This is a genomic window from Peribacillus sp. YIM B13472 (assembly GCF_042788005.1).
Classification (GTDB): Bacteria; Bacillota; Bacilli; order Bacillales; family DSM-1321; genus Peribacillus; species Peribacillus simplex_E.
The window spans coordinates 88,952-111,056 of sequence record NZ_JBHZPG010000013.1 but is presented as its reverse complement, the minus strand read 5'-3'; the positions used below and the strand labels follow the sequence as shown (position 1 = coordinate 111,056).

Here is a 22,105-nt window from a genome sequence, read left to right as displayed (position 1 = left end):
TTGTTGTGCGAAACGTATTCTAATTTAAATTGAGATGGTCACATTACTCAGATAAAGGTTAGACAGTTCTTTACAGACTGAAGGATTATATCAAAGAGTCTAATGATAGAGTAACGTCTTAAAGGGTCTCTCTTAGTCGAATAGCACTTAATTCAGTAAGGATAAAAGTGTTATACATATCAGTTAAGATTTGTCATTCAGGCGGTTACACAAAATCATTGACAGAACAGAATCTGTTTTTATTAATCCGAACATTATTTATGCACGACAACCATAATTAACGGTGGTTTTTTTATTTTATGCTTAATTTCCAGAAATCCCTGCTTTCGACGCAAGGAGATCGTGATTGGGGAACAACAATAATCTGGGCAAGGTCACTGTAAAATGCGGTGTAAAGTTTGTCCACCGACAAGTTAGGATTAGGATTGGAGGAGATCACATGTCAACTCTCGAGACCGGGGGAGGAAGATTTAAGAAGTTCTTTCTGAATAATAAATTTGTGTTGTTTCTGTTGATCTTACTGCTGATTGGTTTGAACATTTGGGTCTTTAACTTGATTTCTTTTGTATTCGAGCCTTTTATCGTTCTGGTTCAGACGATATTGCTACCGTTGATTTTAACGGGGGTTGTGTATTATTTAACGAATCCGATTGTCAATCAGCTTGAAAAGAGGAGAATTAAGCGTGTCTATTCCATTATCATCCTTTATTTATTGATCATCGCAATCATTACGCTTCTAATTTTTGCTGTCATTCCGGTTATACGTATTCAAGTCATGAGTCTCATCAATAATTTTCCGGCCTACAGCGAAGAGGCCAAGCTTTGGTTTAAAAAACTAATCGGAGGCGCGTTTTTTAACCGGTTTCAGCATACGACCGGATATAGCTCCACGGATTGGACAAATACGGTTATAGGCCAACTGACATCGTTTATCAATCGGTTGGGGAGTAGCTGGAGGAGCGTAGTAGGAGCTATATCGGAAATGGTTCTAGCCATTGTCGTCGTCCCATTCATTTTGTTTTATTTGTTGTTAGATGGCAGAAGGCTGCCACATTACATTCTGAATCTCATTCCGACCAAACTTCGTCCTCAATCCTTCGAGGTGATGGAGGAAATGAATCATCAAATCAGTTCTTATATCCGGGGACAAGTCATCGTTAGTTTTTGCATCGGACTCTTGTTATATATAGGCTATTTGATTATTGGCCTGAAATATTCTTTGGTTCTTGCGATCGCAGCAGCTTTCACAAGCATTGTTCCATATTTGGGGCCGGCGATAGCCATTACTCCGGCATTGATTGTGGCAACCGTTACCTCGCCAGCTATGCTGTTTAAGATGATTATCGTATGGACGATCGTCCAATTGATCGAAGGCAAGTTTATTTCTCCGCAAATTATGGGGAAATCGCTTCATATTCACCCAATCACAATCATTTTCATTATTTTAACGGCGGGTAATCTGTTTGGATTGGTAGGAATTATCCTAGCGGTTCCAGGCTATGCGGTCCTGAAAGTGATTGTTACTCATTTATTCCAATGGTTTAAAAGACGATCTGGTCTTTATAGACCTTCGGAGCAACAAGAAAAAGAAGTTCGTTAGCACACGAGGTGCGCCTGAACGGCATTCCGTATGATGGACAGTTTCCCCGCGGACCGTGGAAATGTCCCGGAATACCAATATGCCCTCCCGACTTCCTTTTGGGAAGCGGGAGGGTTGAAGAGATTGCTTTCTTGTTAGTTGCTCTTTTGACGAACGGATTTCCGTTTTTGTCATAGCTGCATGCCGGTCAACGCCAAGTGGATCATCTCCGTCATTGGGTTGCAAATCGGAAAGTAAAACCCAATTCAGACATTATCATAGATGGTTTATTACCTACGACTAGGTTTGTAATTATATTGGATATAGCGAGTAGCTTCTCGAAAAACCACATACATGGAAGTTCCAATTAATTTAAGCTATTTGATCTTCGGAAATCGAGCTGGGCTCAATGCTTGAAAAAATGGGGATCGCTTTTATTCTTCAACATACTAAAGGTTTATCCCCCTTAAAAGAGAATATTTAATTATGCTTTATAGTGGGGGATGTGTATGGAACTTTCAAACGTTAATGGAATTTCTACTCATTGGGGTACTAATAAAATCGTGCGCATTTGTTCACCTCTTTCTTTTAGCTTGCAGCATTTGAACATTCCTAACTTCTGCAATAAGTAACCCAGACATTAAAATGACCACAGCGGTTAAGTAAAACCATAAGACAAGTACAATGATTCCGGCGAGCTGACCATACAATCTCGTGTAATTCACATTCGATACGTAGTCAGCAAAAAGTAACGAAACGACTTGCCAACCGATTGCTGATAATAGTGCACCTGGCGATACTTCCCGTAATGTAAGTCTTTCATTTGGTAAAATTTTAAAGAAGAGAAGGAAAAATAGGAATAAAAACACTGAACCTAGACCCCATCTGACGACTAGCCAAATATATATCCACCCTTGCCAATCATCAACAGAACCTGCTAGCGATACCGCCCAGTGCAATCCACTTTCTATAAACGGTAAAAATAAGGATAGCGGTACAAGTGTCATAAACAAAAGCGTTACTCCAAGATCTCGAAGTAAACTTTTCCAATAAGGGAGTGTGCTTTTCATTCCATTTGCTTCATTTAATGTGCGTGCAAGTGCTTGCACGGCCATGGATGATATCCAAAATGCTGCAATTAAACTGAGTGACAAGACTTGCCCTTTGTCCGTTGCTAATATATTCGTTACATTGTCTTCAATGAGTGCAAAAGAATCACCAGGAGCAAAAGGTCTCAAGAAATCTAAGATTTGCTGTGCATCTACTGGAAAAAAGCTAATAAGTGACAGGATAAATAGCAGGAATGGAAATACCGATAAAAGAAGATAATAAGCTGTTAGTGCAGCTTCATCAAAAAAACGCTCAGCGAAAAACCTCACAAAAACACGTGTAACGATCTTCATTTACTGTTTCCTCCAAGCTTGTTCTTAAAGTCATTGTGACTGAAACCTATGAATTGGGCAAGAAAAAACCCATACAAAGTTAATGGGGTGAAGTGTGCGTTGGCTGGCCCTTTTTAGATATTTAAGTACCACTTTTTATGCATAAAAATGAGTCTTTCTATTAAACGTATAATGAACTTGGAATAATGATGCTAATCTTTTATGAGTTTCTTCCCCATGTACCGTAATGATGTGTTATCTTAATCAGTATCCCATATTGGGATGGGGATATATGAAGAATTAGATTTTAGTTACAGTATTGATAATCAGATAGGGATTAATTTGTTTTTATTTGGAAGATGGTTTATTTTTGAACAAGCGTATGAACCATCCGAAAGTGAACAGGCTATTTTAAGTGAAATGGTGCAGAAAACAGTTGAGAGTAAAGAGTATATAAAGTTAGCAGAAAAAGAGAATATTATATTGATGCAAACATGGATAAAAATAAAGGTGGAATGTTCCCCACTATTTTGGAGTAAGCGTCCGTACTGACATACAAACCTATCTGTTTGCTTGCAGTAATGAACAATGCTCAGAAATGGAAAGCGCAGGAACGAGTTATTCTCGATATAAAGACAAAGAACCACAAATTCCATTTAAAAAATAGAGAAAAGCCCAAAAAATAACTGAAATAAAAGAAAGCCTACTTCCTTAAATAGCAAGGATCGTAGGCTTACTTTATGGGTGTTTAATTTACAATAAAGTCGTACCGATTTGAAAAAAGTTTAACCGTTTTTCTTATGGAACTATAGGGGTAGGATAGTTGAACAAGGAGTTATAATATATTAGACCAATTCTTTATGTTATTAATAATAATTTGTATCTGACACAAAGAGGTAGTGTTTATTTTACAAATAAAAGAGGAAGCGATACATATGATTCATACTTTTGCGGTAACAAAGGATTTAAAACTAATAACTGATATACCATTAAAACGTTTAGATGATTCAGATATTAAATGGTTTTGGGTAGATTTCGATTCACCTAATGATGAAGAAGCACTGCTTTTAAAAACTCATTTTGATTTCCATCCACTAGCAATTGAAGACTGCTTACATTTTCTACAGCGTCCAAAACTTGATTATTATGATGGTTATAATTTTTTTGTTCTGCACACTTTAAACCAATTCTCCCTTGCACCTGAAGAATTAGATATATTTGTCGGACACAATTTTATTGTTACTTTCCATTCATCACCTTCAAGTGAAATAGGAATGGTTCGAAAAAGAGTAATAGAGGATAAAAGTACTATTAATAAAGGGGTTCTCCACATTTTTTATTCAATAATGGATAAAATTGTAGATGAGTATTTTCCAAGTATTTATAAAAGTGAAGATGAATTGAATGAAATAGAAACGAATAAAACAAATAAAGATTTAATTGAAAATGTTTATGAAATAAGAAACCAGTTACTTAAGTTAAGGCGCACTATTTTTCCGATGAGAGAATTGCTGTATAGAATTTTAAATTCGGAGAGGGTGATAGTCCCAAAAGATGAACGAGTCTATTTTATGGATATATACGACCATTTATTGAGACTTTCTGAAATGATTGAGTCTAATCGAGAAATGACAGCTGATATACGAGACAACTATATTTCACTTAATTCAAACCGAATGAACACAATTATGAAGACACTAACTGTTATGACATCAGTTTTCATACCCTTAACGTTTATCGCCAGTATATATGGGATGAATTTTGAATATATGCCAGAACTTACTTGGCAATGGGGATATTTTGGAGTGTTGGGAGTTATGGTATCAGTTGGCTCTGTAATGATGTTATGGTTTTGGCGTAAGGGTTGGTTTAAATGATTAAAAATAAAAAGCCGATGCAAAAAACGGGCACGATTGTTTGTGATTGTAATTTCAGTTTTATCTTTGTTTAATTCTAATGTTAGAAAAGAAGTCCTGTTCGACTCTTTACTAAATATCATGGCGATTAGCTTATTGCCGGTTGATGAATCGGTTACTTGGAAACGTTTTAGAATTTTCTCTTTTCCCTTTTTGGGGATTTTTTCTAGCATAAACTTGGTTTTATCCTTACCGCCATCAAAATCGCTTATGATTGTTATGTAGGATTCATCATTCATCCATCCACCAGATATATAATTTTTTGAATCTGCTTGATAAGATGCTTGAATAGATTGTTTAGTAGTCTTTGTAGAATTTTGAACCTAATTTTGTTTTGGTGCATCTACTTTTTCGTTTTTTACGACTTGTTCGTTGTCACAAGCAGCAAGATTTCCTAAAACCAGGAGTCCTACGGTGATTTTTTAAAAGTTTAACAAAGGCATGTCCTCCTAAAAAGATGATTATAAAAATTAAGGAGCAAAAACCAATGTTCCTATAAACGGAGAAATAGCCCGAATTAGTGCTACTAAAGTAATTGGCAGCCAAGCAAAAAAAGTCACTTTGCTTCTTTCTAATATGTACGAAACTCCAAATAATACGATGCTGGCAACTCCTACTACCCAATTAGTTCCTGTAGCAATGATATACATCAAAAAAACAATAATAACTAAGCCAGCCAAAAGATTAAATAATTGCGACTTACTCATTTTCTACCTCCTCCAGTATTTTATATTACCATTTTTTTGAAGAGCGCCATATTGTTTTAAGCAGGTGAACTTTATAGAAAAAGGTAAAGTGTTGACACCTTACATAGAGTAACTGTTCTAATTCAATAAAACACTATTTAGACCTTGTTGAAATATCAGTGCGTTAGCTGAAGATCGGAACTTTCATTAACGCAGTTTTTAACTAACGGGGCAGAATAGTTGAAAAACAAAAGTACATAAATATTACAAACAAATAAGACGGGTGAAAGGAATTTAAATAATAGGAGTTCTTATAGGAGAATATGCCTTTTGTGTATAAATATAAGATGAAGGGAGGGATAAATTTATGTATGAGACAAAAGGTTTTCAAAGTACAGACTTCGCAGAACTTATTCGGGTAGTTAATGATTTTCTTGGCTCATTAGAGGAAGGAAAGCTGATAGATGTTAAATACAAGCTGTTCCTCTTGCTGTAAGCATGCACACAGAATATGGAGTGAATCCTGATACAAAATATACGGCAATGATTATCATAAAGAAATAGTGAGCTTGTGGTTTTTTTCTGTATCTTTACATTTCTTACAAAAAATGTTATGATTAAAAAGAATTATTTTTGTTCGGTGTAAAGGATTTGTAACTTTTCATCTTGAAGATCACTGAGAGCAAGGATAGTATTACATTGTGTGTGTTTACACACTAGGAGGCAATACAAATGGAAAAAGGTAATGTAAAATGGTTTAATGGCGAAAAAGGCTTCGGATTCATCGAACGTGAAGGTGGAGACGATGTATTCGTTCATTTCTCAGCGATTCAAGGCGAAGGTTACAAAACTTTAGATGAAGGTCAAGCAGTGACTTTTGATGTGGAGCAAGGTCAACGTGGACCTCAAGCTTCAAACGTACGTAAAGCTGCTTAATTTTACAAAACAGGGAAGGCAGGCTCTTTTATGGGAGTCTGCTTTTCTTTTTTCTGTGAAACAAAGAACCCCCACTCGTAAAGGAGTAGGGGACATGAAAACAGTAAATCAAATGGTAAACCAAGTGTAGCATATAATTAAGGATTATCCTGATTTAATGAGAGTGGCTTATAATATGACTCTTATTTTTATGAGATACTTGAAGGATATTTTCTGCTTCGATTCTAATGGACTATCAAGGCGTATTGGGTATTTATGTTAAAATAAAGATTGTGATGAATTGCACTTAAAGTAACGGGTAGCGATTGCTGAACAAGGCAGTCGCTTTTTGTGCAGGAAGGTTTTATAAGGTTAGTAGAGGTTTCAGAATATACGGGGGAAAATAAACCTTCCCTTTATTGGTAATCCGACACGATTCCTATTGTTTTTGCTTTTTCTGATATTTAAAGAAAAAATTAGTTGACACTGAAAATAAATTTATGGTATTATTAAAAAATTTGATAAAAAATAATATATATGTTAAGGTTAAGAAGGTTACCATATATGGAGGTGGATTATTTGTTTCAAATTGGCGATAACATTGTTTATCCAATGCACGGAGCAGGTATAATTAAAGCCATAGAAGAAAAGGAAATCTCAGGGGAAAAACAACAGTATTATGTCATAAAAATGTTAATCGGTAATATGCAAGTCATGATTCCTACGGGTAAAATATTGAGTTCAAGTATACGCCCTGTTACTGACATAATTGCATTAATACACATCATAAACATTTTTCATCATGGAGAATCAGATAGATTACTGCCGTGGAAACAAAGGTATAAAGTGAACACGGACAAAATAAAAACGGGTAAAATACAAGAATGTACTGAAGTTGTACGTGATTTAATGCGTATGAAGAAAGAAAAAGCACTTAATACAAGCGAAAAAAAAATGTTAGATAACGCACATGAATTTTTGATTAGTGAACTGGGATTAATTAAAGGGATTACTGAAAATCAAATAAAAAGTTTCTGTTAAGGTTAATTTAAGATAATGTATTACATCTCCCGAAAATATCCTGAATTTTTTGGGAATATGTTTATTATTAAAAGTAAATCTTCAAAGACATTCAACTTCTCCAACTCACCTTTAGAGCATTAACCTCTTTTGTTATTTCTACAATCTAATCCACTTTTATTATTTAAATTTCTTTTACGAACGTTTGAAGTTTAATCAAATAACTCGATAAAATAGTCACTTGATTTTTGCAATCCTGATTCACACTGGCACGGACAAGGAGCCGTAAGGATGAAAGAGAGGTAGGGCTTTCATTGTTTTAGGCATACAATATATTATTTAAGTCATTATTTCTAGAAGAAAAAACATTCAATCTCACCTCTATCTTTAAGAATTTTTTACATCTACTGAGACAGTGAATAGTAATTGTTTATCTTCTTTACGTAAAAGAGAAAAACGAATTGGTAACACCATATGGTCAACTACAAAAATGGTTTCCAGACCAGGAGACCATTTTTTATTTTATTTACATAACAATAGTAAAGATTACTGGTGATGGTTTTAAATCCTTTGATGAAGGGCAACGCGTACAATTTGATATTCTAAAAGGACAACGTGGCTCTCAAGCAGAAAACGTTTCTAAAATTTAATTGATCTCCTACCCCTTGTAAATATGAACTCTGATCATAGGGGGACCAAGCATAATCACCGCTTTGTACTTGAATATACTTTTGTCATTTCCTTTTACTTCAATGGTTCCCCCGAATAAGGGGACAGCTCCCTTGTCCCATGAGACTACTTGTCCAATACTCTATCCCTAGCAACTTTTCTCGAACGAGTAAGTTGCCATCTAGAAGAACAAAGGAACCACCCACTCTCCACAAGAAGATACTATAAAAAGGTCCGTATTAATAGATCCAATAGTAGCTTTTTCTTGTTCCTGTTAAAGGAGATATTATTGATGACCCAGATTTTGATTCAAGATTTCATAATGGATATGAGGTTGTAAAAGTTACCCTAAATTATGAGACAAATGAATGTTATGTATCTCTACATCCACTTGCAAATGAATTAGAGGAAATTAGTATCAATGACTATATAGAAAAATTTGTAGCACATGAATGGCGTATTGTTTCAAAAGAAGAATTATTAACCTGCTAAATGAGAAAGATTCACCGCATACCACTGCATGTTATTGAAGTAACGGTGCAGGTTTGTTGAACAAGATTAAGGTTTAAAGGAAAAGTTATGTAAGGTAATTTTTTATTAGAAAGGTGTTTCGATTGTCTTATATACATGGGGAGGTGATTTGTTGAAGGAGAGCCAAGCAAATGAAGAATTATTCTCTCTGAAAAATCTTCGGGTCCTGTGCCTTAATTCTTTCGGTAATCTTGAGAATTTGTTTTTTAAATCAATTTCCTAACCTAATTGACTTTAGATTTGTTGATACTATGTGTTAGATGGTGACTTATCACCAATTTTAGACCATCCAACAATCCGAAGTGTAGGCTTTCTGAATAAGAGACATTACAATATTAAAGATGATAAGATGGATGCTTTGTTAAAGGATAAAAATGGTGGAGAAGAATTTAGAAATGTTATCAAGTATGTAAAATATGAGACATTTAGATATATTTATTAACTCAATTCTTAATGAACTAACGGGTGCGTTAGTTGAAGATCGGAGCTGTCTTTAAGGCAGCTCTTTCTTTATGGAACTATCGGGGCAGCATTCCCTGTAATCAGTGAAATTGAAGTTTGAACAAAAAAATAACCTCTTGGTAGAATGAGAGAGTCCTGAAGCTCGGCGGAGAAAAGGACAAAACTCTATTGCTAAATTCAAGCATGTGGCACGTGCTCAAGACTTTAGAGGAATGGAGTTTGGATCACCTTGTTATTTTGAGAATACAAAAGAGGGATTCGAGCATTTTCTTAATTGGATTATGGAAATCAAGAAAGAACAATGTATGGAGAATGTGATAGTTGGGATGGAACCGACAGGGCATTATTGGTTCAACCTAGCTCATATGTTAAAAGAAAATGAAATTAAGTTTGTGGCTGTAAACCCTTTGCACGTCAAGAAAAGCAAGGAGCTTGATGATAATTCTCCTACTAAAAATGATGTGAAAGATGCTAAAGTCATTGCACAGTTGGTCAAAGACGGAAGATACGGCGAACCAACGATACCACAAGGAGTGTATGCCGAACTACGGGTGGCGAAGAAAATTCGTGATCTTTTAACAGAGGATCTTCAGACGGTCCAAGGCCAGGTCCATAACTGGATTGATCGGTACTTTCCAGAATTTCTAACGGTATTTAAGAAGTGGGAGGGAAAAGCAGCATTACAATTCTAAAAGGTCTATGCTTTACCACATGAAATAGTAAATTTCACTGAACACGAACTGTTAGCCCACTTAAGAAAAACCGTGACCCGAAGTGTAGGTCTAAGCAAAATTCGTAAGTTAAAGCAAGCAGCCAGTAGGTCCATCGGACTTCGACAAGGCTCCGAAATGGCAAAACTGGAGCTGAAAACGCTTCTGGCTAAATATGAATTAATCCACTTAAAATTCGAAGAATTGGATACAAAAATAGATTGTTTACTTGATGAAATACCAGGTGTACCACAAATGTTAGCGATAAAAGGTGTTGGTAGAGACACTGTTGCCGGCTTCTTTGCAGAAGTTGGTGACCTTAAGGAATATACTCATCCCCGACAAATTATTAAGCTGGCCGGCTTAAGCTTAAAAGAAAATACCTCTGGTAAGCATAAGGGGAAAACAACCATCACAAAGAGGGGACGGAAAAAGCTGCGAGCCCTGTTGTTCAGGGTTTGTATTTCTTTAATAAGTCATATTTGCACCCGAACTCGCAGCTTATATGAAAATTGCACAAAATCATTTCGGGAAAGTGAAGGGCGGTTTTGTATCCAATCGTTCTTTTTATGTACGGTAGAATTAGTTTTTAAAGAAGGAATTAAAAAGTGCGCATTAGCAAATGGAATTTGCTGATATATGGGAAGAGATGAAGTTAAACCGAAAAAATAGATTCCTGCCTCAGTGAGATTGTAGGGTTGAAACCAACACACCGAAGAATTAGTAAGTATGGATGTTTCCCCATCTGGTAAGATGGGGAAGTCCATATCGGAGGAGTTTGACATTGATCTAGCTCTGTAAGCATCAATATAAAGATGGATTTTCTTGAAAGCCTCGATTTCTAAGGCCGTTTCAAGCTAAGTTAATGTATTTCCATAATGTGAGATAAACGAATGGAGAAGATTTTTTGATTATTATCCTTTATGGATAGGGTTTGTTCATTAAGGTTAAGTTTATACATACTGCCTTTACACGTTTCTAAAAACCCATCTTTAAAATAAGTGATTGTCATTATCCCATTTTTTTTTAATGATTTTAATATCATCTGATCATCTCCTTCCTGTCTGGCTTTATTAAAGTTACTTTTATGCTAGAAACCATTTATTTATGATGATTAGTAAGAAAACTTAGTGAAACAATTGGTAGTATAACTATAGTATACACTAAAAAATGCAAGCGCTTTCATTTATATTTGAACGTTGTGTGAAAGATTCAATATTTTTCTGTTGGATATTTTAAACCCTATAAAGGATATAGGGTTTAAAATAATAATGGCTGCCATTAATACGAGGGAATGCATTGAGAACTTGCCTATGTATTTCAAAAGAGATTCTAGGAACGATAATACGATTTTTAGGAGACCTTGAAGCAGAGGGAATTCAAAAGAGGAATATCATTCAGAAGGAAAGGCTTCATTTAAGATTCCAAGCTTGGGATCATGAAAGAAAGTCAGCTTTGGCTTATTCAATGGATTGTAGCGCCAGTGTAGCCACAACTATGCTGCTGATTGCTAGTATTAGAAATCGAGACGTCTTTACACAAATGGTGGATTGAGAGGTAATTCGTTTACTTGATCCGGGAAGGCTTAAAAGTTTAAAGATGATTCAGAAATATATTTCAAAAAATTGAATGACGAGCACATTTCACTTTTTTCTCTAATTTCATATGTAGCGCATGAAGTAGTGAAATACTACAAAAACGCTTCCTGAAAAATTGAATCTTTGGATAGATGATAATATAAAAAATATTGATTAAAATTATAGAGAATAACATGTTTCAAGTCAAAACGGGTGAGGAGGTATGAGCATGAAAATGTTTAAAATGAGTGCTGTTGCATTGGTCGCTGTGTTGTTGTTCCCTTCTTCTACATTTGCAAGTGGTTGGGATTACTTAGGAGAACAATCTCTTTATTCTAATGGTGCTGAAAGTGATGTGTTTGCCTCTACTGGTGGTGATTATAAGATTTGTCGGGATTCTTACGTGGGTCCAGCTGGTAAGTTAAAAGTTGAATTGTGGGAGTACGATCCTGATAGTTATAATGATTATGTAGGGGTAAGATATTTAGATCGAGGCGAATGTGGTATTTTCCGGGGTATTGGTAACTTTGTTGATGGAGGAAATGAAGCGGAATTTTTTGCGAAATCAAGGACTAACAGTGATATGCATTTAATCTTTTATGATTAATTCACTAACTGAATGAAAAAAAGACCTGGGATTGATTTGTAAAGGCTAAAGACTCTTTTTGCACCCAAAAAATTCCTTTAATCAATAAAACGCGACTATTGCCCTTGTATCAGCCTGAAAAGTTGGTGCGGGGGTTTTATTTTGTTTGGCTACCTTTACTTCCCAAGGAAAATAGCGAGATGTTGGAAGCTTTGCCACGTTATTTTTCACAGGCGGGAAACATCCCTCACAATATTAGGCAACATAAATCTTTCCCCGTTCATATAGTGAGGTCATCTTTACGTCATACCAACCTCCACAATATAGTCATAGCAATTCTCTCTTATCGATTAAATTATTTTTTTAATAAATCACATCTCCTTTAGAGGAAGTTACACCAAAATAAACCCCTTGGGAGCCATCGTGTTTATCGTTTTTCACTTATATTATTCTAGATACAGAATATGAGGAAAATGATGGAATAAATAATTCATAATTACCCGACTTGAACGATGCAAATAAATGGGGCGTTTCTACAACATTCTGTACATGTCGCTTCGGCATTTAATGTTTTGATAACGAAGTTACTGTACCACTAATGCTTCGCCTAAATTCTGTACCATTAAGGGCTACTGCCGCCATACCGAATGAGCAGGAAACCGTAAGAATTATGGATTAAAGATTAGTAGAATAAAAGGTCACAAGGATAGCAGCCGGGCGGCTGCTTTTTTTATTATTTTTTCCCTTTGCCTTCCGAATCGTAAAACAGCGCAGGCCGGCTAACCTCCCAGCCGCTAGGACACCCGAACCTTTCCGGCAGGAAGCTAAGACGGCATGACATTAAGTTCCCTGTCGATTATGTCATGAAGGTCAAGCTCCGGACGCTTTGCAAAACGTTAAATCCGATATATAAGCAAAAAACGGGGAAATCCTTGACGCAAACGACCTGCAATACCTTATTGCTAAGGTTCGGCTTGATAAAGAGGAAGGATGTGGATTATAACATTCCCTACACTGACACGAAGGAATATATGCATACCTACTTGCTGGAAACGGAATACGGCGAAAGGGAGGGATTGCATGAAGTTGCCATCTTGAAGGACCTGTCCGATCGGAGGGTTGCCTATTGCATGTTCCATCATGCCATTGCCTGGTTAGAAAGAGGTGGTCCCATTGAAGAAATCCTATAGTCAATTCAACCTTTTATCGAACAAGCTGCTTTATGGGACGAAGGAAAAAAAGGGTTTTTTTGATTACTTTTTGCCTAAACATTGATATCTGCAAATTGAGGTACCCTACTTTGAGTTTTTAAGGGGAGAGGTATTCGTCGAAGACATGATGGAGAGAATCCTTGGTTATTATTTGTCGGTGTGAAAATTTGGGACATTTCTACACCCAAACCCATATTCAATGCGGGTTTCCTGGCAGCAAGCAACGCCCAGTAGATGCTTGGATTATTTCCTTCGTGAAAGTTAGATACGACTCCCTTAAAGTTAAACGCCACCGATTGATAATTCCCAGCAAAATTGAAAAAGGAACAAGGCAAGCACTTAATAAATAATAATAATCCTCAAGGTACTCAGTATAATAAAAGAAAGGTTAAGGAGTTGGTTTCTTATGGAAAAGCAATTGCCTGAAACGCTACTGGAACCTAAAGTGATCGCTGAAATGGTGCTAAAAAGAGCCCTTGAGGATTACAGGAAAGCCCAAATTGAAAAACAAATCGATGACTCATTGAAAAACCGAAATAAGGTAGAGTTTTTCCGGTTAACAAATGAATTAAAACGAACACATAAAATGCTTTAGCTTATTTCTTCATTTAACTTGATAAAAAGAAATTCACTAAAGTAAAAACAATGGATTAGGAAATGTTGTTTAAATCAAACTTTACGAAAAATTCGGGGGCTTTCCATTATGGAAAGCTAATGTCTATGCTACAATCATTACTACAAGCATGCCATTAATATAAGTTGATGTTTGGGAGATCACTATGGGAAAAATAAAAATAGCTTTATTACACCTATTGCCTATCGCTGGTGATGTGGAGTATAACCAAAAACTAATTGAACAAGCCATTCATATAGCATCAAATAATAATGCCGAATGGATTATAACACCCGAACTATGTGTCAGCGGACTTCAATTCAATCATAAGATTGGCACTGGATGGATTAACAGGCAACCTGATGCTTGGATGAGTAATTTGAGCCGTAAACTAAAGAATTTAAAAACCACTGTATTTTTAGGTTGCCCTGAAAAAGGCAGTAACGGAGAGTTGTATAATTCTGTGTTTGTCATAGATAAAAAAGGTCATTTATTAGGTAAACAGAGAAAAATCAGTGTTATTGATGATTGGTCAGCTTCGGGGGATGTAATAGAGCCAATAAAAACAGACAATGTTGAGGTTGGTATTATGATTTGTGCTGACGCATATACCAACGATATTGCTAGCAACTTATTTGAAAAAGGAGCAGAAATATTAATTGCACCATCTTCCTGGGGTCCCGGATTACATGGTCCAGAGGGAGAATGGGAACAAAGGTCATTAGAAACAGGACTGCCTGTAATTGTCTGTAATCGTACTGGTGAAGACGAAACTGTCCGTTTTTGGGATGCAGAAAGCATGATCATAAAAAATGGTGTACCCCTCCTAACACATAAATCAAAACAATCAGCTATACTTACCTTTGAATGGGATTTACAAAGCATGGAATTAATATCCCCTCATTTCGAAGTCGATTACATATAATGAGAACTTAATTTACTACATACATGCACTAGTGTTCAATTAAAGGTTGCGTTAATTTTTTAAGGAACATGAAAATGAAAAAATTTTGTTTCAATGCATAAACGGAGAAAACCCCTTGGCCGCCAAGGGGTTTTATTTTTTATGGGTTCCTTAAAGAGTGTTTATGACAAAAAAAAGCCCGACCAATTAAGGTCGGATTTTTCATATACAGCAGAAGCCGCCATATCCATGACCGCCGCCGCTCTTGTGCAGTTTCCAAGTTATTTAGAATAGGGATATCAAAAGTACTTATTGGACCATCAACACGAATATGACTGAGCCTTTTTAAGCCTTTATAGCTGATTCCCCAAAACTCAGTGTTTAGAACATAAATGAACAAGGAGGAGTTAAATTTCCAAATATTCGAAGGTATTCAACTGATAAAGTTCTGAAATACTAAGAAAAAATGCGGGAGAAACCAAATGAAAAACAATAAATTTTATCAAGTAATTATCGCTATTTTTATACTTGTCTTAATGGTCGATCATTCGGTCTATGCAGTGGAATGGGAAGATGAAGAAGGACCCATAAGCTTTAAAATTGAGATGTTACCTTGGGAGATTGTGAACAACATTATTCCTAATAAAACTATTTTCACCATTATTGATATTGAAACTGGTTTATCATTTAAGGTACAGCGAAGAGCAGGAAGCCATCATGCCGATGTACAGCCACTAACCAAAGAAGATACTCAAATCATGAAGAAAATTTATAATAATAAATGGAGTTGGAATAGAAAAGCCATTATTGTATTAATCAATAATCAAATGATTGCTGCATCTATGCACGGAATGCCACATGGTGCCGGTGCTCTACAAAATGGTTTTTCGGGTCATTTCTGTGTTCATTTCTCTGGAAGCATTACGCATCGTTTGAAAAACGAAGATCTTTCTCATAAATTAATGGTATTGAAAGCGGCTGGTAAGCTTGATGATTATATACAAACGGTAAGTCCCTATGAACTTATACGTATTTTTACCATTGCCGTTAATCAAGGAGATCAGAAATTATTAACAATGACCTTATCAAATCCGGGACATCCTAATCGTGTCAATAAAATTGTTAAAGATATTACATATTTTGGAGTTGATGATCCTTTAAGACAACCGTCGGAACAACTAAATGGGCTATTTCTCGTGGATGTACCCGTTCAAGTAGCTATTTATAAGAAGAGAGAAGGCAAAGAAAAAAAGGTAATGCATTTTATGATCCGGAGGGAAAGTTTGACTGATCGTTGGTTTATTGATCAAGATTCGCTCCATGAAGACTTAAAATAGGATTTGTGAAGTTAGGTATTGAAATGATTAATCCTAACTATATTAGTGTGGAGGTGCATTCAATTGAGATTAACATGGATTGCCGGAATTTTACTATTCGTTCAACAAGTGAATATCTCTGAAAGCTTATCGGTAACTCAACATGGGCAAACCATTGCGACTGTAAACCGTGCTGATGTTACTATGCCCATACTAAATGTTCCTATGATGGACCTGGATAAATACAATCTGTTTATTGAAAAACTAGACCGCCAAGTGTATCAAAAACCTGTAAATGCCACTATTGATAAACATGGTAATATTCTACCTGGGCGGGTAGGTTATAAGCTTTACCGTCAGGCGTTTAATGAGCAATTTTATTCCTTTTTGTATAGTAGTAAAGCATACAAATTGGAAGTGCCTTTGCTTGCTATTTATCCAAAAGTTGACATCGAATTGCTTGCTCAGATTCGTGTGAAAAAAATAGGTGAATATAGAACCTATTTTAATCAGAACAATAAAAATCGTTCAAATAATATCTTGCTTGCTACAAAAGCAATTAATAATTATGTCGTGTTTCCAGGAGAGACTTTTTCTTTTAACCAAGCCGTTGGCAAGAGGACAGGAGACAAAGGGTATATGCCCGCTCGGGTCATTGTCGAAGGAGAGTTTTCTGAAGGGATCGGTGGAGGGATCTGTCAGGTGTCATCCACCCTGTTTAACGCTATCGACAATGCAGGATTGCAAACTATTCAGCGCTATTCCCATACTAGGAGCGTTCCTTATGTTCCATCTGGTCGGGATGCTACAGTAAGCTGGGATGGTCCTGATTTTAGCTTTAAAAACAAGTACAATCAACCTATCCTAATCCGAGCTACAACACACGGAGGAATTGTGAGCATCGCGGTTTATTCTTCAGATATGATTAATTATGAGACCCGAAAAGTTCCCAACGCTTCAAAACACATATCAAAAGAAATATCGGTGTGATTAATAAATAAACGCAAGCACGTTCTGTCCGTGGAGCTAGACACCAATACTCATCTTAAGAATAGAAGAAACTCGTCAAAAAAAGCCTTTGCAAGGGGGGCTGCCCCTAACAGAATGAGTCATTTTAAAACTCTTTTGATAAGGTTTACCTTTATCCAAAAATGCTTGAACCTGACTTTCCCCTTTTGAAATATCCAGACCAACGACTGGATTCATTCTAAATCTCCTCCTAATCTAGTGGATTACCGGTACCCCTATTTCTCCTTGCAGTGTCACAGCTTCGCTTGTTATACGAGATCTATGTCCCAACCAGCCTAATCATAATTCTACAAGTAGGGGGCAAACTGTTTAGTTGACGGGGTCTATCCCCACGAGCAGGTACGTTTTGCCCCGGCTACCGTTATAATAAAATCATATAAAAAATGGTCAACTAGAAATGTTTTCTGGCTGACCTTATAATACGAAGGGGGCAGGTTAGTGCCATAACAATCCTTAGTAAATTTTATTTTGTTATAATGGAAATAAAATCTTAAATATTATTAGGAGATAAAATGTTTAACAAAATTAAGACTTGGGCGAGAAAATTAAAACGACAGATCTTTATCCTTTACTTTGCTTGTAAAGATGAACGGGTGCCTTGGTATGCAAAAGTATTTACGGCTTGTGTCGTAGCTTATGCATTCAGTCCGATTGACCTAATACCTGATTTTATACCCATTCTTGGTTACGTAGACGATGTAATTCTCGTTCCAATAGGGGTAATGATTGCATTAAAGATGATACCAAAGAGTGTATTAACCAACTGTGAAGTTAAGGCAGAAGAAATGATGAAAAAGGGTAAGCCGAAGAATTGGATAGTCGGCTCAATAATAGTATTGATTTGGGGCTTAATTATAATATGGGCTATTACTAATATTTATCGCTTAATCAACTGATATGAACGAAACTGTCAACCCACCACGCCCAAATGTTTTAAATGGTGTTACATTCAGCAATGAATAGAGATATTCCTTGTTCAACTTATAAACCAAAATACCATCTTAAAAGTTGAATAAGGATAACTTAAAAACTTGGCACGAAGGCAAAAACGTTGACGGTGGTATACAAACTGATATGCGTGGGTTGGGTACCATATTTCACTCCATCCGTCACGGAGATGCCTAGGACTAACTGCGCACGTTCAGTACTTAGACCTAGTGCATAGTTGAACATGAGGGTTCTCCTTTCCGGGAGTTTGCCTTCGAGCCAAATCTTCAATTTTCATTACTTTTTCGATAAAACCACATTTATTACATAGTCTTACTTTCAATCTGTTTAAGCAACATTTGATTGACTTACTTGCTAATTCTCAATTTCACAGGCAATAGCCCATATAAATCCAAGCAACTCTCTAGCAACAGCAACCACAGCAACTTTTCCACCTTTTCCTTTAGCAGAGATGCGATGATATTTCATATGAAGACGGTGTTGTGCTTTCCAAGCAATCCGTTTTGCCTCTGGATCCTGATTTTCTTGACGTTTAAGTAATTCACCTTTAAGAGATGGCCGGTGCCGGTAAGACCAACAGACTTCTACAATGGAACGACGAACTTGAGAATTTCCTGTTTTCGTAATGGAACCTTGCCAACGAGTTGATCCACTAGAGTATTCTTTAGGAACAAGTCCAGCATAAGACATCAATTGTCTATGGTTAGAAAAGCGAGAAAACTGTCCAATTTCAGCTACTAGAGTAACCGCAGTGACTTCTGCGACGCCTCTCAAAGTTAAAACCATTTAATGCTATTGTATATCTCCTAAAGGGAGTGATGACTATATCGAGCATACCATTCGGTTACCTTATTACTGTGCTTTTTGTCGCTTGGTGCACGTATTTCGTAGTGGCACCGCCTAATTTACCTAGAATTTTTAATTCTTTAGGGCCTTACTTCAGCGTAATAAATGAGCTACCATTCTTTGCACTTTTCTGGTTGATTTGTTCAACTTCGTTAGCCTTTATTGAAGGCGACATTCATTCTCCGGTTGGGTGGATGGCTTTTGGAATAACAATTTTGGCAGTGGGAACACTCGTAGTGATTATCCATCGGGGATTACAAACTTCTCCTGTGGTCAGTCAAGCCATGGATGATGGTCTGGAGGAAATGTGGCGTACTACTATTAACCCTAAGATTGAGCGTCGATTACACAAGAAATTTAGTGCCAAAGCTTTACTCGGTCCATTCTTTAAACGACGATACGATATAGAGAGGGTTTCAAACATCCACTACGGTAATGCAGGTATGAGGAATCAACTGGATGTTTATCGCCATCGCTCTCATCCGACGGGCTGCCCCACGTTGGTGCATTTGCACGGTGGAGGATTTGTAGGCGGTAAAAAGAACAGCCAATCTCTCCCTCTTATTTACCAGCTCGCGAGCAAGGGGGTGGTGTGCATCAGTGCGAACTACCGCTTAAGTCCTGACGTGGAATTTCCCGACCAGTTGATTGACATTAAGAAAGTAATTGCTTGGGTACGCAAGCACGGGTCCGAGTACGGAGCTGACCATACGACGATATTTTTAGCTGGTAATTCAGCGGGGGCTCATTTGACTGCTATGGCTGCACTGACACCAAATTCCCCTGCATTCCAGCCGGGTTTTGAGTCTGTTGACACGTCGGTAACTGCCGCCATTTGCCTATACGGCTATTACGGTTATATCGATACAAAACCTGGATTTTTCTCATCTCCTATGGCTTACAGTGGAAAAGAAGCACCGCCATTCTTCGTGGCGCATGGTGATCAGGACAGGTTAGTGCCAGTGAAAAATGCCCGACACTTCGCGGAGCACCTACGTGATTCCTCATCTAATCCGGTTGTTTATGTCGAACTTCCTGGTGCTGAGCACAATTTTGATTTGTATCACTCCATACGTACAGAAGCAGTCGTGCATGGCATTGAAGCCTTTACAGCTTGGGTTCTGGCAAATAACAAACGTAATTAGTCCTTAATTTCACAAACGGGTGCATTAGCTTAAAATCGGAGCCGTCTTTAAGTCGGCTTTGTCTTATGGAACTATCGGGACAGCATTCCTGTAATAGCTGAAAATGAGATTTGAACGGAAAAAGACCTCCAAATAGATGAATGTGTCCTAAGCTGGTCAGCTAAAAAGGACAAATACATCTATTTGGAGGTCTCACAATGAATTAAAACCAAAATCATAAAATCACTCAAATTACTTCTGAAACCTTAATAGCGGAGTAGATATCGCCAAGCACAATCATGTCGCAAGAGCACAGGATTTTAGAGGATTGGAACTGTATTATTTTAAACTGTTATATTCCTCATCTGTTACTGGTTCCAACCATTCCGGCGTACCTGCAGTAATTGCAATGTGTTCAAACCAGCTTTCTTTTGTAGCACCATGCCAGTGTTTTACACCATCATGGGTGACAATAACATCACCGGCTTTTAAGAATTGAGCAGGTTTTCCTTCTTCTTGATACCAACCTTCGCCACCAGTTACTAATAAAAGTTGAAACCCATTACGATGAATATGCCAGTTATTTCTGCATCCTGGTTCAAAGGTTACATTCCCAACACCAACATTTACTTTAGGATCTGCAATTAATGTCTTAAGATAACTTTGTCCGACAAAAAATTGAGCATATGCTTCATTTTTTTCGCCGACTGGGAAAATAACGCCATTTTTTATTTCTTCATGTTTTGCCATTTTACTGCCTCCAATACCTTCATTTTTTTATTAACCAACTTGAACAGTTGATCGAATTATCATTTCATTAATGGCTATATCAGATAGTTGCCCAATAGGAAAGGCAATTGCACCAGCAATGAGGTCAGCATCAATTGCGGATGGTTTCATCCAACACAGCTAAACAATTAATATTCTATTTCTTAGACTGTATTGTTACCAATCAATTAGTTTTCCACCTCTGAAAAACTTTCCGTTCGGTCCTTCAGATCCAATTGTTGCTAACCATAAGAAAGACTCAGCTGCTTGCTTAGGTGTCCTTGGAGCAGAAGGTCCCCCCATCTCTGAGCTTACCCATCCTGGATCGACAGCGTTTATTTTAATATCACCTTTGACTTCTCCAGCAAGCAATTGTGTCAATCCGTTTAAGGCAAGCTTAGACAACTTATATGCTCCTACTCCTGGATATGACATTTGGCTCATCCCGCCATATTCTGAGGAAACATTAATAATTCTGCCATAGCCTTGTTTTTCCATGATGGGAATAAAGGAACGGATTACATGGTAAACTCCAAAGAAATTGGTTTCCATTGTTTTCTCCAGAATGGAAGGGTCCATAGTCACTAACTTTTTATCCTCATCCAAATACACGCCTGCATTTTTAATCAATACATCTAATCTTCCATATTGCTCATTTACAGTGATCGAGGCCTGAAAAATGCTTTCTTGATTGTCTACATCCATTACCAGAAATGATACGTCTAAATCTGACTTCTTAAGTTTTTTGGCAATTTTATGACCCATTATTGAATCTCGACTCGTCAAGATGACCTTAAAACCTTCCAAAGCCAATTGTTTGACCAGCTCATATCCAATCCCTCGATTACCGCCAGTGACAAGTGCAACTTTTGTACCCTTTGTCATTTTCCAATATCCTCCTTTTTGCTGCTAATCATAGGCAAGAGTAGACTTTTGTACAATCTAAATTTAAATGAAGGAATCAGCCCTATTCCCCGACTAGCTTCTGTTAGAATCTTTAAGAATTTCCATTTAGCACACTTCGTAGTAATTATAATTGGTTACATGACTTAGTATAAGGGTTAGAGTGGACTCTAATTCAAGGGAGAATTTTATAAATAATAATTAATTTTTTTATTGGCTTATTGTTAACTTTAGATTAAGACACTTTGTATCGTTAGATGAAGGAGTGAGGAAGTAAAATTTTAAGAAAAAAGAAGAAATTTGCAAAAGTAGGAGTAGAAATTAGCAAATGCAGTGGTTTTGGAAAAGCTTAGCTTTATGTGCATAGTGAATATCACAAATAGAGCAACCGATCCTACAAATTAGGTTTG

At 36.8% G+C, this 22,105-nt stretch carries 23 protein-coding genes and 1 pseudogene; 17 read left to right on the top strand and 7 right to left on the bottom strand.

The window, feature by feature from the left end:
* Nucleotides 1-439: 439 nt before the first annotated feature.
* On the top strand, nucleotides 440-1,600 hold the full coding sequence (locus ACFX4I_RS12620; RefSeq protein ID WP_377420997.1) for an AI-2E family transporter: 1,161 nt from the start codon (nucleotides 440-442) through the stop codon (nucleotides 1,598-1,600).
* A gap of 554 nt (nucleotides 1,601-2,154) precedes the next feature.
* On the opposite strand, the gene ACFX4I_RS12615 is transcribed toward ACFX4I_RS12620, so the two are convergent.
* Nucleotides 2,155-2,982 carry a YihY/virulence factor BrkB family protein gene (locus ACFX4I_RS12615; protein ID WP_377420995.1) on the bottom strand — a complete coding sequence of 276 codons (828 nt, stop codon included), beginning with the start codon at nucleotides 2,980-2,982 and terminating at the stop codon, nucleotides 2,155-2,157.
* Between the two features lie 914 nt (nucleotides 2,983-3,896).
* Between ACFX4I_RS12615 and corA the strand changes: the two genes are divergently transcribed.
* Nucleotides 3,897-4,838, top strand: a complete 942-nt coding sequence (gene corA, locus ACFX4I_RS12610) for a magnesium/cobalt transporter CorA (protein ID WP_377420993.1) — start codon at nucleotides 3,897-3,899, stop codon at nucleotides 4,836-4,838.
* Nucleotides 4,839-5,347: 509 nt separating this feature from the next.
* Here the strand turns inward: corA and ACFX4I_RS12605 are convergent.
* Nucleotides 5,348-5,584, bottom strand: a complete 237-nt coding sequence (locus ACFX4I_RS12605; protein WP_230303699.1) for a hypothetical protein — start codon at nucleotides 5,582-5,584, stop codon at nucleotides 5,348-5,350.
* A 346-nt stretch (nucleotides 5,585-5,930) separates the two neighbouring features.
* Between ACFX4I_RS12605 and ACFX4I_RS12600 the strand changes: the two genes are divergently transcribed.
* From ACFX4I_RS12600 to ACFX4I_RS12580, 5 genes and pseudogenes are all read left to right on the top strand, one after another.
* A complete protein-coding gene (locus tag ACFX4I_RS12600; protein WP_377420991.1) occupies nucleotides 5,931-6,059 on the top strand; it encodes a sporulation protein Cse60 in 129 nt (42 codons plus the stop codon).
* Nucleotides 6,060-6,295: 236 nt separating this feature from the next.
* A complete protein-coding gene (locus tag ACFX4I_RS12595) occupies nucleotides 6,296-6,499 on the top strand; it encodes a cold-shock protein (RefSeq protein WP_096340629.1) in 204 nt (67 codons plus the stop codon).
* A gap of 543 nt (nucleotides 6,500-7,042) precedes the next feature.
* Entirely contained in the window at nucleotides 7,043-7,519 is a 477-nt protein-coding gene (locus ACFX4I_RS12590; RefSeq protein ID WP_377420989.1) for a CarD family transcriptional regulator, read from the top strand.
* Nucleotides 7,520-8,010: 491 nt separating this feature from the next.
* A complete protein-coding gene (locus tag ACFX4I_RS12585; RefSeq protein WP_283933059.1) occupies nucleotides 8,011-8,148 on the top strand; it encodes a cold shock domain-containing protein in 138 nt (45 codons plus the stop codon).
* A 1,179-nt stretch (nucleotides 8,149-9,327) separates the two neighbouring features.
* Nucleotides 9,328-10,347, top strand: a pseudogene (locus ACFX4I_RS12580) (IS110 family RNA-guided transposase); the annotation flags it as partial.
* Nucleotides 10,348-10,732: 385 nt separating this feature from the next.
* On the opposite strand, the gene ACFX4I_RS12575 reads toward ACFX4I_RS12580, so the two are convergent.
* The gene (locus tag ACFX4I_RS12575; RefSeq protein WP_230303702.1) at nucleotides 10,733-10,915 is read right to left on the bottom strand and encodes a YolD-like family protein; all 183 of its coding nucleotides are present in this window, start codon (nucleotides 10,913-10,915) and stop codon (nucleotides 10,733-10,735) included.
* Between the two features lie 254 nt (nucleotides 10,916-11,169).
* Here ACFX4I_RS12575 and ACFX4I_RS12570 point away from each other — a divergent pair, with 254 nt between their 5' ends.
* From ACFX4I_RS12570 to ACFX4I_RS12535, 8 genes are all read left to right on the top strand, one after another.
* Nucleotides 11,170-11,424 (top strand): hypothetical protein, encoded by a 255-nt coding sequence (locus ACFX4I_RS12570; protein WP_377420987.1) that lies wholly within the window; start codon nucleotides 11,170-11,172, stop codon nucleotides 11,422-11,424.
* Between the two features lie 252 nt (nucleotides 11,425-11,676).
* Nucleotides 11,677-12,054, top strand: coding sequence for a hypothetical protein (locus tag ACFX4I_RS12565; RefSeq protein ID WP_377420985.1), 378 nt, complete (start codon nucleotides 11,677-11,679; stop codon nucleotides 12,052-12,054).
* Between the two features lie 971 nt (nucleotides 12,055-13,025).
* Entirely contained in the window at nucleotides 13,026-13,223 is a 198-nt protein-coding gene (locus tag ACFX4I_RS12560; protein WP_377420983.1) for a hypothetical protein, read from the top strand.
* Nucleotides 13,224-13,650: 427 nt separating this feature from the next.
* The gene (locus ACFX4I_RS12555) at nucleotides 13,651-13,839 is read left to right on the top strand and encodes an IDEAL domain-containing protein (protein WP_230303706.1); all 189 of its coding nucleotides are present in this window, start codon (nucleotides 13,651-13,653) and stop codon (nucleotides 13,837-13,839) included.
* A 184-nt stretch (nucleotides 13,840-14,023) separates the two neighbouring features.
* Nucleotides 14,024-14,782 (top strand): carbon-nitrogen hydrolase family protein, encoded by a 759-nt coding sequence (locus ACFX4I_RS12550; RefSeq protein ID WP_377420981.1) that lies wholly within the window; start codon nucleotides 14,024-14,026, stop codon nucleotides 14,780-14,782.
* 141 nt (nucleotides 14,783-14,923) lie between these two features.
* Nucleotides 14,924-15,055 (top strand): hypothetical protein, encoded by a 132-nt coding sequence (locus ACFX4I_RS12545; protein WP_377420979.1) that lies wholly within the window; start codon nucleotides 14,924-14,926, stop codon nucleotides 15,053-15,055.
* Between the two features lie 188 nt (nucleotides 15,056-15,243).
* A complete protein-coding gene (locus ACFX4I_RS12540) occupies nucleotides 15,244-16,098 on the top strand; it encodes a hypothetical protein (protein ID WP_377420977.1) in 855 nt (284 codons plus the stop codon).
* A gap of 63 nt (nucleotides 16,099-16,161) precedes the next feature.
* The gene (locus ACFX4I_RS12535; protein ID WP_377420975.1) at nucleotides 16,162-17,067 is read left to right on the top strand and encodes a VanW family protein; all 906 of its coding nucleotides are present in this window, start codon (nucleotides 16,162-16,164) and stop codon (nucleotides 17,065-17,067) included.
* A 75-nt stretch (nucleotides 17,068-17,142) separates the two neighbouring features.
* Here the strand turns inward: ACFX4I_RS12535 and ACFX4I_RS12530 are convergent, their stop codons facing one another.
* On the bottom strand, nucleotides 17,143-17,283 hold the full coding sequence (locus tag ACFX4I_RS12530; protein ID WP_377421017.1) for a hypothetical protein: 141 nt from the start codon (nucleotides 17,281-17,283) through the stop codon (nucleotides 17,143-17,145).
* Between the two features lie 335 nt (nucleotides 17,284-17,618).
* Here ACFX4I_RS12530 and ACFX4I_RS12525 point away from each other — a divergent pair, with 335 nt between their 5' ends.
* Nucleotides 17,619-18,002 carry a YkvA family protein gene (locus ACFX4I_RS12525; RefSeq protein WP_377420973.1) on the top strand — a complete coding sequence of 128 codons (384 nt, stop codon included), beginning with the start codon at nucleotides 17,619-17,621 and terminating at the stop codon, nucleotides 18,000-18,002.
* A gap of 406 nt (nucleotides 18,003-18,408) precedes the next feature.
* Here the strand turns inward: ACFX4I_RS12525 and ACFX4I_RS12520 are convergent, their stop codons facing one another.
* Nucleotides 18,409-18,828, bottom strand: coding sequence for a transposase (locus ACFX4I_RS12520; protein ID WP_377420971.1), 420 nt, complete (start codon nucleotides 18,826-18,828; stop codon nucleotides 18,409-18,411).
* Nucleotides 18,829-18,872: 44 nt separating this feature from the next.
* Here ACFX4I_RS12520 and ACFX4I_RS12515 point away from each other — a divergent pair, with 44 nt between their 5' ends.
* Nucleotides 18,873-20,045 (top strand): alpha/beta hydrolase, encoded by a 1,173-nt coding sequence (locus tag ACFX4I_RS12515; RefSeq protein ID WP_377420969.1) that lies wholly within the window; start codon nucleotides 18,873-18,875, stop codon nucleotides 20,043-20,045.
* A 318-nt stretch (nucleotides 20,046-20,363) separates the two neighbouring features.
* Here the strand turns inward: ACFX4I_RS12515 and ACFX4I_RS12510 are convergent, their stop codons facing one another.
* The gene (locus tag ACFX4I_RS12510) at nucleotides 20,364-20,774 is read right to left on the bottom strand and encodes a cupin domain-containing protein (protein ID WP_377420967.1); all 411 of its coding nucleotides are present in this window, start codon (nucleotides 20,772-20,774) and stop codon (nucleotides 20,364-20,366) included.
* A 195-nt stretch (nucleotides 20,775-20,969) separates the two neighbouring features.
* Nucleotides 20,970-21,677 carry an SDR family NAD(P)-dependent oxidoreductase gene (locus ACFX4I_RS12505; protein WP_377420965.1) on the bottom strand — a complete coding sequence of 236 codons (708 nt, stop codon included), beginning with the start codon at nucleotides 21,675-21,677 and terminating at the stop codon, nucleotides 20,970-20,972.
* Nucleotides 21,678-22,105: the final 428 nt, after the last annotated feature.

Coding starts and splice junctions, on each gene's coding strand:
- ACFX4I_RS12555 (WP_230303706.1), top strand. CDS start 13,651: ATGGAAAAGCAATTGCCTGAAACGCTACTGGAACCTAAAGTGATCGCT.
- ACFX4I_RS12565 (WP_377420985.1), top strand. CDS start 11,677: ATGAAAATGTTTAAAATGAGTGCTGTTGCATTGGTCGCTGTGTTGTTG.
- ACFX4I_RS12510 (WP_377420967.1), bottom strand. CDS start 20,774: ATGGCAAAACATGAAGAAATAAAAAATGGCGTTATTTTCCCAGTCGGC.
- ACFX4I_RS12575 (WP_230303702.1), bottom strand. CDS start 10,915: ATGATATTAAAATCATTAAAAAAAAATGGGATAATGACAATCACTTAT.
- ACFX4I_RS12550 (WP_377420981.1), top strand. CDS start 14,024: ATGGGAAAAATAAAAATAGCTTTATTACACCTATTGCCTATCGCTGGT.
- ACFX4I_RS12590 (WP_377420989.1), top strand. CDS start 7,043: ATGGAGGTGGATTATTTGTTTCAAATTGGCGATAACATTGTTTATCCA.
- ACFX4I_RS12545 (WP_377420979.1), top strand. CDS start 14,924: ATGGGTTCCTTAAAGAGTGTTTATGACAAAAAAAAGCCCGACCAATTA.
- ACFX4I_RS12540 (WP_377420977.1), top strand. CDS start 15,244: ATGAAAAACAATAAATTTTATCAAGTAATTATCGCTATTTTTATACTT.
- ACFX4I_RS12505 (WP_377420965.1), bottom strand. CDS start 21,677: ATGACAAAGGGTACAAAAGTTGCACTTGTCACTGGCGGTAATCGAGGG.
- ACFX4I_RS12515 (WP_377420969.1), top strand. CDS start 18,873: ATGACTATATCGAGCATACCATTCGGTTACCTTATTACTGTGCTTTTT.
- ACFX4I_RS12595 (WP_096340629.1), top strand. CDS start 6,296: ATGGAAAAAGGTAATGTAAAATGGTTTAATGGCGAAAAAGGCTTCGGA.
- corA (WP_377420993.1), top strand. CDS start 3,897: ATGATTCATACTTTTGCGGTAACAAAGGATTTAAAACTAATAACTGAT.
- ACFX4I_RS12530 (WP_377421017.1), bottom strand. CDS start 17,283: ATGAATCCAGTCGTTGGTCTGGATATTTCAAAAGGGGAAAGTCAGGTT.
- ACFX4I_RS12620 (WP_377420997.1), top strand. CDS start 440: ATGTCAACTCTCGAGACCGGGGGAGGAAGATTTAAGAAGTTCTTTCTG.
- ACFX4I_RS12605 (WP_230303699.1), bottom strand. CDS start 5,584: ATGAGTAAGTCGCAATTATTTAATCTTTTGGCTGGCTTAGTTATTATT.
- ACFX4I_RS12600 (WP_377420991.1), top strand. CDS start 5,931: ATGTATGAGACAAAAGGTTTTCAAAGTACAGACTTCGCAGAACTTATT.
- ACFX4I_RS12525 (WP_377420973.1), top strand. CDS start 17,619: ATGTTTAACAAAATTAAGACTTGGGCGAGAAAATTAAAACGACAGATC.
- ACFX4I_RS12615 (WP_377420995.1), bottom strand. CDS start 2,982: ATGAAGATCGTTACACGTGTTTTTGTGAGGTTTTTCGCTGAGCGTTTT.